The sequence below is a fragment of the Bifidobacterium miconisargentati genome (assembly GCF_019331675.1).
GTDB lineage: Bacteria > Actinomycetota > Actinomycetes > Actinomycetales > Bifidobacteriaceae > Bifidobacterium > Bifidobacterium miconisargentati.
The window spans coordinates 40,220-54,996 of the sequence record NZ_JAHBBJ010000017.1; the positions used below are offsets into that span (position 1 = coordinate 40,220).

Below are 14,777 nucleotides of genomic sequence, written 5' to 3' on the forward strand. Positions count from 1 at the left end.
GTAATATCGCAAGCCGGTATATCTCAAAATGAACTATATGCGTAACGGTGGAGCAACCGGCATATGGCGTGTCATATTCATCTCACAGCTGACGAATCTGACGAATCACGGTCGCCATATTGCTTGCGGTATATACCGGGAGAGAGCGCGAAGTGCTCGCGGAATCGTTTGCCGAAATAGCTGGCGTTGGCGAAGCCGCAGATGCGGGCGACATGGGCGATGCTGTCGTCGTTGGAGACAAGCTTTGCGGCCGCCTGCCTCAGCCGGTACGACAGCAGATAGTCCACGGGGCTGCTGCCGGTATGGGTTTTGAAGAGACGGTAGCATTCCGTCCTGCTGACCGAAGCGCTCGCCGCGATGTCATTCAGGTCGATCGGCTCACCGTAATGCTGCTGGATGAACACGAGCATGACCCGCATACGTTGTTCGCGGCGCTGCTCGACGCTCGGCGCTTCCGGGACGTCCCTCGTGGACAGTGTACGGAGCAATTCCTTCCATAGTGTGGCCATATGCGTCATGTAGTCCAATGCCCGCATGGGGTCATGCCGACCGACCGCAGTGAGCGTCCGAATCTCCCCGAGCATGGCGGCATCCCGTTCGGCGGTGAGTTTCAGCCCCGCGAACGGCTTGTTGGCCACCGGCAGCACATGGTCGAGATAGATAGTTCCGGCCGGTTGCCCCGAGAAGAACAGGGGAGAGACGGTCAGACAGCTCATCGCGGCCCCCGGCGTGGGATTATCCGCCGAGTGCAGCATTTTGGAGTTGACGAAGACGCCGTCGCCCTGTCGCAGCCGGATCGTATTCGAGGCGCCGTGCAGGTGATAATCGCACGAGCCCTTCAGCATGAAGGCGAATTCGAAATCCGTGTGCCAGTGGACGTTGATTTCGTGACCGATCAGCGTATCGAAGTAGTCCATGCAGAAATGAATCGGTATGGATGGGTCGTCGTAGTGGATGTCTTCCGAATAATCGTCATTGACGGGGACCGCTTTATTCAGCGCGTCGCCCGCATGTCTTGCGATGGGCGGCATGGCATATGGCGAGGATGCTGATGTGAGTTCGGCTGGCATGGTTGACTCCTTGCCTATCGCAACGATTGTGGAAATATAGTTGCATGTTCTGATTCAATAATAGCGAAAACAGGCCATTGCTCTGGCGCTGGTGAATTGGTTCTGGAATTAATCTCATAGTACGCATGGCTCAGTAAAGCCATGTTCGCACAACCGGACCCCGTACCTGTACAACGGCTGCATCCCGACAAAGGACTACGGGCGAGACGACCGAAGGAGACGATCATGTTGCAGGGAGACTGCACTTTCGAAATCAAGGACAACATGCTGATCATGGAAGCGGAGCCAGGCAGGGACTACTTCGTCAATCCCGTCAGCGGAGAGATCAAGGCGGACGCCGCGTTCGCGTATACGACGATCGAGGGCGATTTCACCTGCCGCGCCAAAGTGCAGTTGGAGCACAAAAGTCAGTTCGATGGCGCCGGTCTGTTCGCCTTCCAGGACGACACCCACTGGGTGAAGGCCTGCTTCGAACAAGGTGACTACGGATTCAAGTCGGTGGTCACGGTGATGACAAACGATCATTCCGATGACGGGTATGGCGTGACCATCCCTGGCGATTCTATTTGGCTCCAGCTGGCCCGCACCGGCGACGTGTTCTCCATCCACTACTCGTATGACGGCGACTTCTACTACATGTCCCGCCTGGCACGCATGCCGTTCGCCAGGACGCTCCAAGTGGGATTCGAGGCGCAGTCGCCTACCGGCGAGGGCGGCAAGCGATACTTCACCGATTTCACCATCGTGCGTGAGGGACTGAAGGATCCGCGCGCAGGGCAGTGAAACCGATAGATGCTCAGCGCGCGGCATTGCGGGCGGCGATGCGCTCGCAGAAGCCGGTCTTGTCGGCCTCGGTGATCGGACGCAGCACTCGGGCCGGGTTACCGACCGCGACCACGCCGGCCGGGATGTCCTTGGTGACCACCGAACCGGCGCCGATCACCGAACCGCGTCCGATGGTCACGCCGCCGAGCACCGTCACGTGGCCGCCGAGCCAGACGCCGTCCTCGATGACGATCGGCTTGGCCTGGCACGCGCCGTTCTTGCGCTCCTCGAAGTCGAGCGCATGATTGGTGGCGAACAGGCCCACCATCGGGGCGATCCAGACGTAGTCGCCCAAGGTGATGGGCGCGTTGTCGAGCATCACGCAGTCGAAGTTGATGTAGGCGTGCGAGCCGATGGTGATGTTGCGGCCCATTTCGCACCGGAAGTTCGGCTCGATGAACACGTCCTCGCCAACCGCGGCGAACAGCTGCTCCATGATGGCGCGGCGTTCGGCCTCCTGGTCGTAATCAAGCCGGTTGTAGGCGCGGAACAGCTTCTTGGCTTCCACGCGCTTGCGTTCGATTTCGGGGTGCGAGTCCTCATAGACTTCGCCGGCCACCATGCGCTGCCATTCGGCAAGTCCCTCCGGGGTGAGGTCCGCGGTGACGTCGTACGTGTTTACGGTCATAATCGCTCCTTTGCTTGGAATCGGTCCACCGTTGAAGTGACGGCATGGCATTGCCTTGCCCCCGCTTGGTTCACGGCCTACTGTCATCGTAGTTTCTCGAAGTGCGCGCAACGCTTGGGGTGGCAGGTGATTGCAGTGCGATGGTTCCCGTTGCTATGACGATTGTTCCATTGCGGTTATGTATCGTGCGCGAATCCGTGGGCAATGGTCGTGACGCGATACCGCGGTTTTACCGATTTGTTATAGAAAAAGGTCGCTGTGTGATGTGCTGAAAACTCAGTGCATCGCACAGCGACCTATGCAAGAACTATTGCTGTAATCCTCACAGGCGGCACAGGGCAGCTGCGGCAAGGGTGGTGATAGTTGCGATAGTAATGGCGGCCATAAGAACTTCCTTCCTCTCTTTTCCAATAGCCGGAACTGGATAGTAGTGGCAGGGGTCGAAAAGGAAAGTGGGAAATGTTCACTTTTTGGACGGCGATGTGTTGGCGGTCTTATGAGCGGCGGGCACTTAGATTTGCTTCATTGCGATTCGTCAGTAGATAGATAGCGATGGCGATGGGCATGGTGAGCATCAATATCGGATAGAACCATGCCAAATCGATATTGGCGTACAGTGCTCCGCCGATGATCGGCCCCAACGCCATACCCAGATCGAGACCTATGTAGTACGTGGCGTTGCCGCGGCCTCCATGCCCGGTGCCGGCCAAGCGCACGGCGGAGGATTGACTGACCGAACTCATGATGCCGTACGATGCGGCCATGAACATCGAGGCGATCAGTAATACGCCGTTGTTGTTGAGTGAGGCCAGCGCGCCAAGCGCAACAATCATGCATGCGGCGCAGAACCATAGGAACCAGCGGAATGAGCGACGGTCGAACATGTTGCGCATTGCTACGCGCAGAAGCAGCAGTGCCACAGCATAGAGCGGGAAGAACAGGCTGACATTGACGCTCAGATGGCGAGCTTGCGTATACGTGACGATATAGGACTGCGTGGCGCAGTAGGGGATGGCGAACAACATGAATACCGCCGCCACGGGAATCACGCTTATGGAAATCACCTGCTCTATGCGATCGCGGAGGGTCGAATGCTGCGGTTGCTGTGTTGACATAAGTATGGGCGTGGATTCTTTGGTGGGCGTTCGTGGCGTCGATGGTGAACCGCCCCGGCGAACCAGCATAACCATGATGAGCGCCGCGGTCATCGCCGCCGTGGTCACTGCGAAAGCGGCGCGATAGCCCAAGGAAGCACATATGCGAATGCCGATGGCTGGTCCGAGCGCCATAGCCAGAGCATTGGCCAAGCCGTAATAGCCCATGGCCTTACCGATGTGTGCCAATGGTATGAGCGAAGACATCCAAGCCGCGAGACATACGGACAGGCCGGAAAACCCGATGCCATTGATGATTCGGGCTACGAACAGCGTTGCTGCATGAGGGGATACCATGTAGCCAGCATTGGCGGCAATCATCAATAGGACGGCGATGATGGAGAACCGTTTCATCGGTATGCAGTCGCTGAGGCGGCCCGCCCAAGGCCGGCAAAACAGGGAAACGATGTTCATGGTGCCGGCGATGGTGCCGGCGAACTCTCCGCTCGCTCCCAAGGTGTGCGAATAACCGACGATGAGCGTGGTGCCCATCATCGTGGCGGGCATGTAGAAGAACGCGGCCGCCATAATCAGGATAATGCTGCCATTCATGAATCTGTCATTATCTTGAGGTTCGCTGGCAGGGGTAAAGCCTAGGGTTTTCGCTGATGATGACGGCATGTGTGTTGTTCTCCTTATGCTGCTGCAATCATTGGAACTACCCATTGCAGCACTTCCAAGCAATGCATTGTAGAGAATCGCATGTGGATTTGGGGTGAGTCTGTGGCCTCTATTCCGGCGAGAGTGCACTCTTTTGGTGGTAACGCGACGTACGCTGGCTGGAGAGGAAAGAAGGTGCCGAGCATGTATGACCGACGGCTGGTCGCCATCATCGCGGCAGGGGAATGCGGTAGTTTCAATCAAGCGGCGCATCGGTTGCATCTTTCGGCAACCGCATTGATCAAACAGGTCACCGGCTTTGAGCATGAGTATGGGCTTACGTTGTTCGAACGCGGCAGCAATGGCGTAAGACCTACTGTTTCTGGTCGGGTCCTGATTGAAGACGCAAGAAATCTCATTCGGCAAAGCGAGCAAACCTTGCGCCGCGTGCGTGAACTGGAACAGTCCGATGAGTCGACCGTCAGGCTTGCCGTTTCGATGCTGCGTCCGGCGACGCCGGTGCTGGAACTTTGGCCGCGTGCCTCGGCATGGCTGGAACAGCAGCGACGGCAACAGTTGCGTTTGGAATTGGTATCGATGTCGGATTCGCCGGAGGGGTTTATGGATGCACTGAATCATCTTGGCGAGGAGGTGGATGTGGCGGCCAGTGGTTTTTCGCCGGTGAACCAACAGCATCCATGCCAGGTGCTGAAACTCGGGGAGTATCCGCTGCAAATGGGAGTGCCAGTATCGAATTTGCTGCACGCCAAACCTGTTACGGCATTGGGTCTGAGCGATCTGGAGGGTCAGCGCATCCATATCCCTCAGGCGGGCGACAATGATGCGATGGATGAGGCGCGCGACTTGCTGGGCAAGATTGCTGGGGTCACGCTGATCGACATGCCGCAGTACACGTTTGAGGAATTCAATACGTGTGCCGCCAATGGTGATCTCATCGTCGCGCGAACTTTCGGCTCCGATCTCCATCCAATGATTCGCACCATGCCAGTGGAATGGAATGTGACCATCGACTACGGACTGTTCTACCCGAACAATCCTTCTGAAGCGGTGCGGCGATTCGTGGAAGCTATTGCCGCTGTACGCTAACAGTGGGCGCGGGGCACTTTAGGGGAGGAGCCGATGCAGGGCTGCGGCCAAGCCGTTGTTATCGACGTGTGGCGCAATCATGTCGGCGACTGATTTGGCGGGTGCCGTGCCGTTGCCCATTGCCACGCCGATGCCTGCGGCCTGAATCATCTCAAGATCGTTTTCGCTATCTCCGATGGCAATGGTGTCGGCTAGCGGTACTCCGAGACGCTGGGCAATGGCGGTAAGTGCGGTTCCCTTATTGACTCCGGGAATAAGAATTTCACCGTTGTCGTCGCTGGAAGCGTGGATGGATCCGTGAATGATGGTTGCGTATCCGGCAAGTGCGTGCTGTACATCCTCTATGGTGAGGCTGCCGTCTTCGGGAATATAGAAGGTGCCTTTGCGGACGACCATCGGAGGCTTATCGGGATTGGTGATAGTATGCCAGGATCCGCGCATTCGTGGATATCGCAGCATTTTCTTCCATACGCCAATCCGGTTCAAAAAGGGTATGGTGGCATGCATGCCGTCAGGGCAGTGCCATGCGTACGGCATGGTATGTGCGTTGAAGAATGCGGTTGCTGCGTGGATGGATTCTTCCGGCATATGCTCATCGATAATGGTTTCACCGTCAAGCTCAGCGCAAGCACCGCCGTCGGACACGATGCCGTCGAAACCGAGTTCAAGCACCGGAGGATCGATATCCGACGCCGCACGGCCTGAACAAATGAACAGTTTGTGTCCGGCCTGCTGTGCGCGCTGGCACTCCTTGCGCGCGGATTCAGGAATATGATGACTGCTATCAAGCAGTGTTCCGTCAATGTCGATGAACACTAGCGTGGGCTTTCTCATGCGCGTACTCTCCTATGGAATGTCGACATCAGCGTCTGAACTGTAGACGGCGTCCTCTAAGAATAATTCATTCGAATGAATCATGCAATTGTGGGTGATGGATGTGTCTGTAATTCGAATGAATATGAGTCATGCGATAATATGGCTCATGTGCGCTGCGGCGATGTGGCGCGGCTGGATGATGCGATTTCGGAGGGCATGTCATATGAAGTACCGTGAACTGGCGAAGATTCTCAAGGTGGAGATTGATAAGGGCAAATACCGTGACACGGGGAAGCTGCCCACCGAGCCCGAGCTCATGGAGCAGTTCGGCGCGACCCGGTACTGCGTGCGTAACGCCATAGCCCTGCTGGCCGAGCTAGGCGACGTGTACCCGGTGCAGGGCAGCGGCATGTTCGTCCGGGAGAACAGGCGCGAAGGCTGCCTCAACATCAACGGCACGAGAGGCATGACTTCGGAGTTTCCCGGCCATTCCGTGTCATCCAAGCTGATTAAGCTGGAGCAGCGCGAGGCGGGCGCGGATTCTGCGCGCCTCAAGTGCGCCGTCGACGCCAAAGTTTATAGCGTCTCGCGCCTGCGTTTGCTGGACGACGAGCCGTTCGCCATCGAGTACGCCCTGTATCTCAAGGAGTTCGTGCCGTATCTCAGCGAGGAGATTGCCAGCGGCTCCATTTATGCGTATATTCGCGAGGACCTGGGGCTGAGCACGGGCTTTGCGGACAAGCTGATATACGCGCGAGAGCTGGACCATGGCCGGGCCGACCTCCTCGGCCTGTCGGCTGGGGATCCCGCCCTGGTGGTCGAAGACGACGCCTATCTGGCCAGCGGCCGCATGTTCAACGCCGGCACGGTCTACTACCACTACAAGAAGGCCACGTTTTTTAATTTCGCCGACCTGAAGTAGTTCCTTATATGCGTGAGGCTGCGCCGCCGGTTGGGCGGCGCGTCGTCGTGCGGTATTCCCTCGGGGAGGCGACACGCCGTATCCAAAAATCATTCGAATGAATTTGACGCAGACGGATGAAATTCGTATATTGTAGTCAAGTCATTCGAATTACGCCTATTCATTCGAATGACTTGATACTGAACAAGAGGAATCGGGCCGGCAACAAGGACGCCGGCCCGGGGACGTCAACCAGTCCAAAGGAGGACGAGAATGAAGGAGTTCGGCAACAAACTGCTTAACGGCTTCATGAAATTCGCGACGACCAAGGCGGTCACCGCTCTGAAGGACGGCTTCGTGCTCACGATGCCGGCCACTCTGGTGGGATCGCTGTTCCTGCTGCTTGCGAACCTGCCGTTCGAGGGCTACACGGACTTCATGAACAACCTGCTCACCGATAAGTGGAACATCGGCCTGAACCAGGTGTCCGCCGGCACATTCAACATCCTGGCCATCTTCATCGCGGTCGGCATCGGCTACGCCTACGCGCGCAACGAGAAGGAGGACGGCATCTCCTCCGGCCTGCTGGCCCTGGTCGCCTTCTTCATCCTCTCGCCGTCCTCGGTGAGCATCGACCACAGCACCGTCGACGCTTTGAAGGAAGGCACCACCGCGTCCGTGTCCGGCGCGATCTCCACCTCGTGGACCGGCGGCAACGGCGTGATCACCGCCATCATCGTCGGTCTGCTGTCCGGCCTGGTGTTCGTCAAGTGTATGAAGCACAACCTCAAGATTAAGCTGCCCGACTCCGTGCCCGAAGGCGTGTCCAATGCGTTCTCCGCCATGATTCCCGGCTTCTTCGTGGTGCTCGGCTCCGCCGTCATCTACCACCTATGCCAGGTGTTCGGCGGCGTGAGCTTCACCGAACTCATCTTCAAGATCCTGCAGACCCCGATGCAGAACCTCACCGACAATTGGGCCGGCGCGATTATCATCACCCTGCTCATCTCGGTGCTTTTCTGGTGCGGCATCCACGGCCCGAACGTCGTAATGGGCATCATGGCCCCGCTGCTGACCGCCAATTCCGTGGCAAATCAGGCCCTTATGGATGCCGGCAAGGCCGTGAACACCGCCGACGGCGGCCATATCCTCACCCCGCAGATCGTCGACTGCTTCGTCAAGTTCGGCGGCACCGGCATCACCCTTGGTCTGCTTATCGCCGGCCTGATTGTGGCCAAGTCGAGCCAGATGAAGGAAATGTCGAAGCTGTCCATCGTGCCCGGCCTGTTCAACATCAACGAGCCGGTCATCTTCGGTCTGCCGATTGTATTCAACCCGTTCTTCCTGATTCCGTTCATCGTCGTCCCGCTGATCGCCATGATCATCACCTACGGCGCGATGTACATCGGCTTCATGCCTCCATTCGGCGCCGTCCAGGTGCCGTGGACCACCCCAGTGATCATCTCCGGCTTCCTGCTGGGCGGTTGGAAGGGTGCGCTCATCCAGCTCATCATCCTCGTGATTTCCGTGGTCGTCTACCTGCCTTTCGTCAAGAAGCAGGATCAGGCATGGGTCGCCGAGCAGGCCGCCAACGACGCCGATCTCCAGACCGCCGCCGAGGCCGCCAAGGCCTGAGCTGCGGGCGGAACGGCTCCGCTCTTCCGATTGACGACAATCGGATCATGGGAGACCGGTATGAGCGACCACCCTTGCCGGGCTCCCGCCTTATCAAAACTCAACGCATATAGAGAACCAATCGTCCCACAATCGGTGTGGGCCCATTGAAAGGAATAACACCATGAAGATCGTACTGTGCTGCAATGCCGGAATGTCCACCAGCATGCTGGTCAAGAAGATGCGTACCGCCGCCGAGACCAAGGGCATCGAGGCCGAAATCGACGCCTACCCGATCTCCGAGGTCGAGGAGAAGGCCGCGAACGCCGACGCCGTGCTGCTCGGCCCGCAGGTGCGCTACGAGCTCGACCACGTCAAGAAGCTGCTGCCCGGCAAGCCGGTCGAGGCCATCAACCCGCAGGACTACGGCATGGTGCGCGGCGACAAGGTGCTCGAACACGCCATCGCCATCGCCTCCAAGTAACCCGACACCAACAGACAACCAAACGAACGAACCAAGGGTGGTAACAATGGCAGAAGACAACAAGGACTTCGACTGGGAGACCCTTTGCTTCCAGATGATCACGGCCGCGGGAAGCGCCAAATCCGACTACATTGAAGCGCTGCAGGCGGCCAAGGCAGGAAAGTACGACAAGGCCGACGAGCTCATCAAGAGCGGTGACCAGAGCTTCGCGGCCGGCCACGACCTGCACACCAACCTCGTGCAGCGCGAGGCCGCGGGCGAGAAGATCGAGGTCAGCCTGCTCATGACCCACGTCGAGGACCAGATGATGGCTGCGGAGACCGTCAAACTGCTGGTCAACGAACTCATCGCGCTGTACAAGAAGATCAACTGACCCATAGGGCTTATCAGAAAAAGGAACACAACATGGGTTTCCCAAGCAACTTTCTGTGGGGCGGCGCAGTGGCCGCCCACCAGCTCGAAGGTGCATGGAACGAAGACGGCAAGGGCGTGTCCATCGCCGACGTGATGACCGCGGGCGCGCACGGCGTACCCCGGCAGATCACCAGCAGCGTTGAGACCGGCAAGATCTACCCGAACCACTGGGGTAACGACTACTACCACCGCTTCCGCGGCGACGACTCGCTGTTCCAGGAGATGGGCTTCAAATGCTTCCGCACTTCCATCGCATGGTCGCGCATCTTCCCGAACGGAGAGGAGGACGAGCCCAACGAGGCCGGACTGAAGTTCTACGACGACCTGTTCGACGACCTCAAGGCCAAGGGCATGGAACCGGTTGTGACGCTCTCCCACTTCGAGATGCCACTCAACCTGAGTCTCAAATACGGCGGGTTCACCGACCGCAGGCTCATCGACTTGTTCGTCAAGTTCGCGCTCACCGTCATGGAACGCTACAAGAACAAAGTGAAGTACTGGCTGACTTTCAACGAGGTCAACAACCAGATGAACCTCGACAACCCGATCTTCGCCTACACCGATTCCGGCATCCGTTTCTCCGACACGGACACGATCCACGAGCGCAAGCGCAAGGTCTGGCAGGCCGTGCACAACGAGTTCGTCGCCAGCGCCCTGGTCGTCAAGCGCGGCCACGAGATCAACCCCGACTTCCAGATAGGATGCATGCTGGCCATCGTGCCAATCTACCCGGCCACCTGCAACCCCGACGACGTGATGCGTGCCGAAGTCGCCATGCGCGACCGGCTTGTGTTCGGCGACGTGTACGTCAACGGCGAATACCCGAACTACGCGAGGAACATGTGGGCCCGCGAGGACGTGGCCCCGCACATGGAGCCAGGAGACGAGGAGACCATAGCCGAGGGCACGGTCGACTTCATCTCCATCAGCTACTACATGTCGATGGCCCTGTCCGCCGACGACTCCACCCCAGGTGACTTCGACTCCGGCATCGCCGGCGTGGTACGCAACACGTACATCCCCGCCACCAAATGGGGCTGGCAGATCGACCCCGTCGGCCTGCGCTACGCATTGAGCGTCCTGTACGAACGTTACCGCAAGCCGATCTTCATCGTGGAGAACGGCTACGGCGCATACGACACCGTCAACCCCGACGGCACCATCGACGACGACGACCGCATCGACTACCTGCGCGCCCACATCGAACAGGTCGAGAAGGCCATCGACCTCGACGGCGTGGAGGTCATGGGCTACACCGTGTGGGGCTGCATTGACGTGGTCAGCTTCGGCACCGGCGAATTCAAGAAACGCTACGGGCTGATCTACGTCGACGCCGACGACGAAGGCCACGGCAGCTTCGAACGACGCCGCAAGAAATCCTTCGGCTGGTACCAAAAGGTCATCGCCACCAACGGCGAACAACTACAAAACGCATAAACGTATAAGGAGCATCATCATGTCTCAGGAATTCACGTTCACCGTATCCGACCCCGAGGGCATGCACGCCCGCCCCGCAGGCCTGCTGGTCGCCAAGGCGCAGCAGTATGATTCGACCATCATCGTCAGCCATGACGGCAAATCCGTGGACGCCAAACGCATCTTCGGCGTCATGGGACTCGGCGTCAAGCAGGGCGACGAGGTTACCGTTAAGGTGCAGGGCAACGACGAAGTCAAGGCCGCCGCCGAGTTCGAACAGTTCCTCAAGGAGAACCTGTGATGAAGACGATACAAGGAGTCGGGGTTTCCGCGGGCATCGCCATCGGTGCGGTTCGCGTGCTCGACACCGCCGACCACGCTGTCGAACGCCGCGTGGTCGACGATCCGCAGGCCGAGGTGGAACGCTTCCGCACGGCCCGTGCCACGGCCGTCTCACAACTCAAGCAACTACGCGACAAAACCGCGGCCGAATTCGGCGAGGGCAAGGCCGAACTGTTCGACACCCACCAGCTCATGCTCCAGGATCTGGACTACGTGGAAAGTATCGAGGGCCTGATCACTCAGAGCAAGGTAAACGCCGAGTTCGCGGTCAACAGCACTGCCGAACAGTTCGCCGCCATGTTCGCCGCGATGGACAACTCGTACATGCAGGCGCGTGCCGCCGATGTCAAGGATGTATCCCGCCGCGTGATCAACGTGCTCGAAGGCAAGCGCGGCGGAGCTGCGGCGGATGAGGAAGGTGGCGAGAGCCGGATCATCCTCGCCGAGGACCTGGCCCCCAGCGAGACCGTGCAGCTCGACCGCGCCAAGGTGCTCGGCTTTGTGACCGCCAAGGGTTCCGCGAACTCGCACACCGCGATTCTGGCCCGCACGATGGGCCTGCCCGCCATCATCGGCATCGGTGACGCCTTCGACCTGGATGATGATGGCCACACCGCGGTGATTGACGGCACCAGCGGACTGGTGTTCGTCGACCCGGACGAGAAGACTCTCGCCGAATACCAGAGCAGGAAAGCCAAGTACGACGAGCATCTGCGTTTGCTGCAGGAGCTCAAGGGCAAGCCCACCGAGACCAAGTCCGGCCAGAAGGTGCGTCTGTACGCCAATATCGGTCGCCCCTCGGATGTGGCCGCCGTATTGGCCAACGACGCCGAGGGTATCGGTCTGTTCCGCAGCGAGTTCCTGTACCTGGAGAGCGAGGACTACCCGACCGAGGAATTCCAGTTCGAGGCGTACAAGGAAGTCGCGCAGAAAATGGGCGACCGCCTCGTCGTCATCCGCACGCTCGACATCGGCGCTGATAAGCAAGTCAGCTACTTCAATCTGGAGCGTGAAGCCAACCCTGCGCTCGGCTACCGTGCCATCCGTATCTGCCTGACCCGGCCGGAGATCTTCAAGGTGCAGCTGCGTGCCCTGCTGCGCGCCTCGGTGTATGGCAACATCGCCATCATGCTGCCCATGATTACCTCGGTGCAGGAGGTGCGTGATGCCAAGAAGATTCTCGAAGAGGTCAAGGATGAGCTGCGCGGCGAACGCATCGACTTCAATGAGCACATCCAGGTCGGCATCATGATCGAGACGCCCGCGTCGGTGATCATGGCCGACGAACTGGCCGCCGAGGTCGACTTCTTCTCCATCGGCACCAACGACCTGACCCAGTACACGCTGGCCTGTGACCGGCAGAACCCGAACCTCGGGCGCTTCGCCGACACGCATTCGCCGGCCGTGCTGCGCATGATCAGGATGGCCACCGAAGCCGCCCATCGTCATGGCATCTGGTGCGGCATCTGCGGCGAGCTCGGCGCTGATCTGAGCCTGACCGACATGTTCCTCGAGATCGGACTTGATGAACTATCCGTCTCGCCCACCAGCGTGCTGCCTTTGCGCGACGCCATCCGCAACTACTGAGCGATACTAAAAGACACTAATGGCCCGCACCACCGCAACATATGTTGTGGTGGTGCGGGCCATTGTCGTACCTGTGGCTGCCGCGATGCCGCCGCGCCGTGTTCCAAGAATCGGACATAGCGCGCCGGAGGCAGACGGCATGTCAATGTCGATGATTATGGTCGGCAACTATGTGTTCTATGCGTTGCATGATGACGATGGCGCGATTCGCGCTGAAGCCCGCGATCTAACGGGTAAGCGGGCCCATCGTTGGGTCTGGGCATATCGGAGAGAGCCGGTATGCCGATTCGGTCATATGCAAACCAATGTCGTGCGATGACGAATAGGCGGGTATGGATACGCCTGAATATCGCATGCGAACAGAAAGATACGAACACATATATGTCTCAATATGCTGCTCAGGCATCAACCGCGCTTGAATCCGGCTGGAAGCGGCGTGCCGCGCTGCTGCTCACCGGTCAGGCCTTCTCGCTGCTCGGCTCCAGCGTGGTGCAATTCGCCATCTGGTGGTGGATCGTGATGCAGACACGCACCGGCTCGGCCATGCTGCTGGCCACCTTGTTCGGCGTATTGCCGCAGTCGCTGGTCTCGATTTTCGGCGGGCCGATGGCGGACCGATACAACCGCAAGGCGCTGATTATCCTGCCGGATCTGATTATCGCCGGTGTCACCGTGCTGCTGTCCGTCAGCTTCGCGCTGAACTGGGCGAGCCTGTCGCTGATTTTCATCGTGCTGCTGATTCGTTCGGCGGGCGGCGGCATCCAGCAACCGGCCGTGCAATCGTTTATTCCGGACGTGGTGCCGGAAGGCAAACTGTTGCGCATCAATGCGGTGTACGGCGTGATCGATTCCGCGAACCGCATCGCGGCGCCGGCGCTCGCCGCGGTGCTTGTCAATCTGGTGCCGCTGTGGGCGATCCTGCTGGTGGACGTGACCACCGCGGTCATCGGCGTGAGCTTCGTCGCGATGATTCGGGTGCCGCGCGCGACTGAGCGCAACGGTGCGGTGGAATATGCGGCGGAATCGCAGGGGAGCGCGACTGCGGGGACCGACGGTCCGGCCGGCGTCGCCGAAGTCGCAGCCGCCAATCCCGTCGCGATACTGCGGCGTACCTTCGCCGACCTCAAGGTCGGTCTGGTCTATGCGATGCGCCACGCGCATATCAAGGGCGTGATCCTGGGCGATGCGCTGACCTGCTTCGTGGCGGTCGCGCCGATGAACCTGACGCTGCTGCTGATGACCCGTGAATTCGACGGCATCGACCTGAACCTTGGATTCATCAACCTCACCACGGCATCCGACAAACTCGCCGCCAACGAGCTGGGCATGAGCGTCGGCATGCTGCTCGGCGGTGCGGTGATGTCCGCCATCGGACCGAAGCTGCTGCGCAAAAGCGTCGCGCAGATGTATGCGGTCGCATTCGGCATCGCCATGGTCGGCGTCACCGTCATCGGCCTAGGCGTCGTGCGCGATCTGATGCTCTATCTCGTCATCGATGTGCTCAACGGCGTCGCCTCGGCCGTGTGCGTCGGTCCGATGCGCACCGTGATGCAGTCCGAATCCGACGAGTCCATGGTCGGTCGCGTATTCGGCCTCGACACCATGCTGTCCACGCTCGGCATGCCGTTGGGCATGCTCATCTTCGCGCCGCTCGCTGACGTGATTCCGATTGCATGGGTATTCGTGGCAGGTGGTTTGCTGACGTTGCCGGTGGCTTGGTATGTGCTGATGCTGTCGCGCAAGGATGTGCCGGTGCGTGCTTGATGGGTGTCGGTTGGCAGCGGAATCGCGGAATCGGATGTGAACGGACTTTGCCGTG

15 protein-coding genes are annotated in these 14,777 nt (G+C 59.2%); 11 read left to right on the top strand and 4 right to left on the bottom strand.

Going from position 1 to position 14,777, the window contains the following annotated elements:
- Positions 1-77: 77 nt before the first annotated feature.
- Complete coding sequence (locus tag KIH81_RS10155; RefSeq protein WP_214305202.1) at positions 78-1,070, bottom strand: AraC family transcriptional regulator; 993 nt, start codon at positions 1,068-1,070, stop codon at positions 78-80.
- Positions 1,071-1,295: 225 nt separating this feature from the next.
- Between KIH81_RS10155 and KIH81_RS10160 the strand changes: the two genes are divergently transcribed.
- Positions 1,296-1,853 (top strand): DUF1349 domain-containing protein, encoded by a 558-nt coding sequence (locus tag KIH81_RS10160; protein WP_214305203.1) that lies wholly within the window; start codon positions 1,296-1,298, stop codon positions 1,851-1,853.
- Positions 1,854-1,866: 13 nt separating this feature from the next.
- Here KIH81_RS10160 and KIH81_RS10165 read toward each other — a convergent pair whose 3' ends face one another.
- A complete protein-coding gene (locus KIH81_RS10165) occupies positions 1,867-2,523 on the bottom strand; it encodes a sugar O-acetyltransferase (RefSeq protein WP_214305204.1) in 657 nt (218 codons plus the stop codon).
- 494 nt (positions 2,524-3,017) lie between these two features.
- Positions 3,018-4,298 carry an MFS transporter gene (locus KIH81_RS10170; RefSeq protein ID WP_214305205.1) on the bottom strand — a complete coding sequence of 427 codons (1,281 nt, stop codon included), beginning with the start codon at positions 4,296-4,298 and terminating at the stop codon, positions 3,018-3,020.
- A gap of 183 nt (positions 4,299-4,481) precedes the next feature.
- Between KIH81_RS10170 and KIH81_RS10175 the strand changes: the two genes are divergently transcribed.
- The gene (locus KIH81_RS10175) at positions 4,482-5,384 is read left to right on the top strand and encodes a LysR family transcriptional regulator (protein WP_214305206.1); all 903 of its coding nucleotides are present in this window, start codon (positions 4,482-4,484) and stop codon (positions 5,382-5,384) included.
- Positions 5,385-5,402: 18 nt separating this feature from the next.
- Here KIH81_RS10175 and KIH81_RS10180 read toward each other — a convergent pair whose 3' ends face one another.
- On the bottom strand, positions 5,403-6,218 hold the full coding sequence (locus KIH81_RS10180) for an HAD family hydrolase (protein WP_214305207.1): 816 nt from the start codon (positions 6,216-6,218) through the stop codon (positions 5,403-5,405).
- Positions 6,219-6,423: 205 nt separating this feature from the next.
- Between KIH81_RS10180 and KIH81_RS10185 the strand changes: the two genes are divergently transcribed.
- From KIH81_RS10185 to KIH81_RS10225, 9 genes are all read left to right on the top strand, one after another.
- Complete coding sequence (locus tag KIH81_RS10185) at positions 6,424-7,122, top strand: GntR family transcriptional regulator (protein ID WP_214305208.1); 699 nt, start codon at positions 6,424-6,426, stop codon at positions 7,120-7,122.
- Positions 7,123-7,374: 252 nt separating this feature from the next.
- Positions 7,375-8,736, top strand: coding sequence for a PTS sugar transporter subunit IIC (locus tag KIH81_RS10190; RefSeq protein ID WP_214305209.1), 1,362 nt, complete (start codon positions 7,375-7,377; stop codon positions 8,734-8,736).
- Between the two features lie 163 nt (positions 8,737-8,899).
- Positions 8,900-9,199 carry a PTS sugar transporter subunit IIB gene (locus KIH81_RS10195; RefSeq protein ID WP_100496667.1) on the top strand — a complete coding sequence of 100 codons (300 nt, stop codon included), beginning with the start codon at positions 8,900-8,902 and terminating at the stop codon, positions 9,197-9,199.
- A gap of 46 nt (positions 9,200-9,245) precedes the next feature.
- Positions 9,246-9,572 carry a PTS sugar transporter subunit IIA gene (locus tag KIH81_RS10200; protein ID WP_214305210.1) on the top strand — a complete coding sequence of 109 codons (327 nt, stop codon included), beginning with the start codon at positions 9,246-9,248 and terminating at the stop codon, positions 9,570-9,572.
- Between the two features lie 32 nt (positions 9,573-9,604).
- Positions 9,605-11,050, top strand: coding sequence for a 6-phospho-beta-glucosidase (locus KIH81_RS10205; RefSeq protein WP_214305211.1), 1,446 nt, complete (start codon positions 9,605-9,607; stop codon positions 11,048-11,050).
- Positions 11,051-11,069: 19 nt separating this feature from the next.
- On the top strand, positions 11,070-11,330 hold the full coding sequence (locus tag KIH81_RS10210) for an HPr family phosphocarrier protein (protein ID WP_100496664.1): 261 nt from the start codon (positions 11,070-11,072) through the stop codon (positions 11,328-11,330).
- Positions 11,330-12,958, top strand: a complete 1,629-nt coding sequence (gene ptsP / locus KIH81_RS10215; RefSeq protein WP_214305212.1) for a phosphoenolpyruvate--protein phosphotransferase — start codon at positions 11,330-11,332, stop codon at positions 12,956-12,958. The genes KIH81_RS10210 and ptsP overlap by 1 nt, the downstream gene beginning before the upstream one ends.
- A 19-nt stretch (positions 12,959-12,977) precedes the next feature.
- Entirely contained in the window at positions 12,978-13,277 is a 300-nt protein-coding gene (locus KIH81_RS10220; RefSeq protein WP_214305213.1) for a hypothetical protein, read from the top strand.
- A gap of 62 nt (positions 13,278-13,339) precedes the next feature.
- On the top strand, positions 13,340-14,722 hold the full coding sequence (locus KIH81_RS10225) for an MFS transporter (RefSeq protein ID WP_214305214.1): 1,383 nt from the start codon (positions 13,340-13,342) through the stop codon (positions 14,720-14,722).
- The last annotated feature ends 55 nt before the right edge of the window (positions 14,723-14,777 follow it).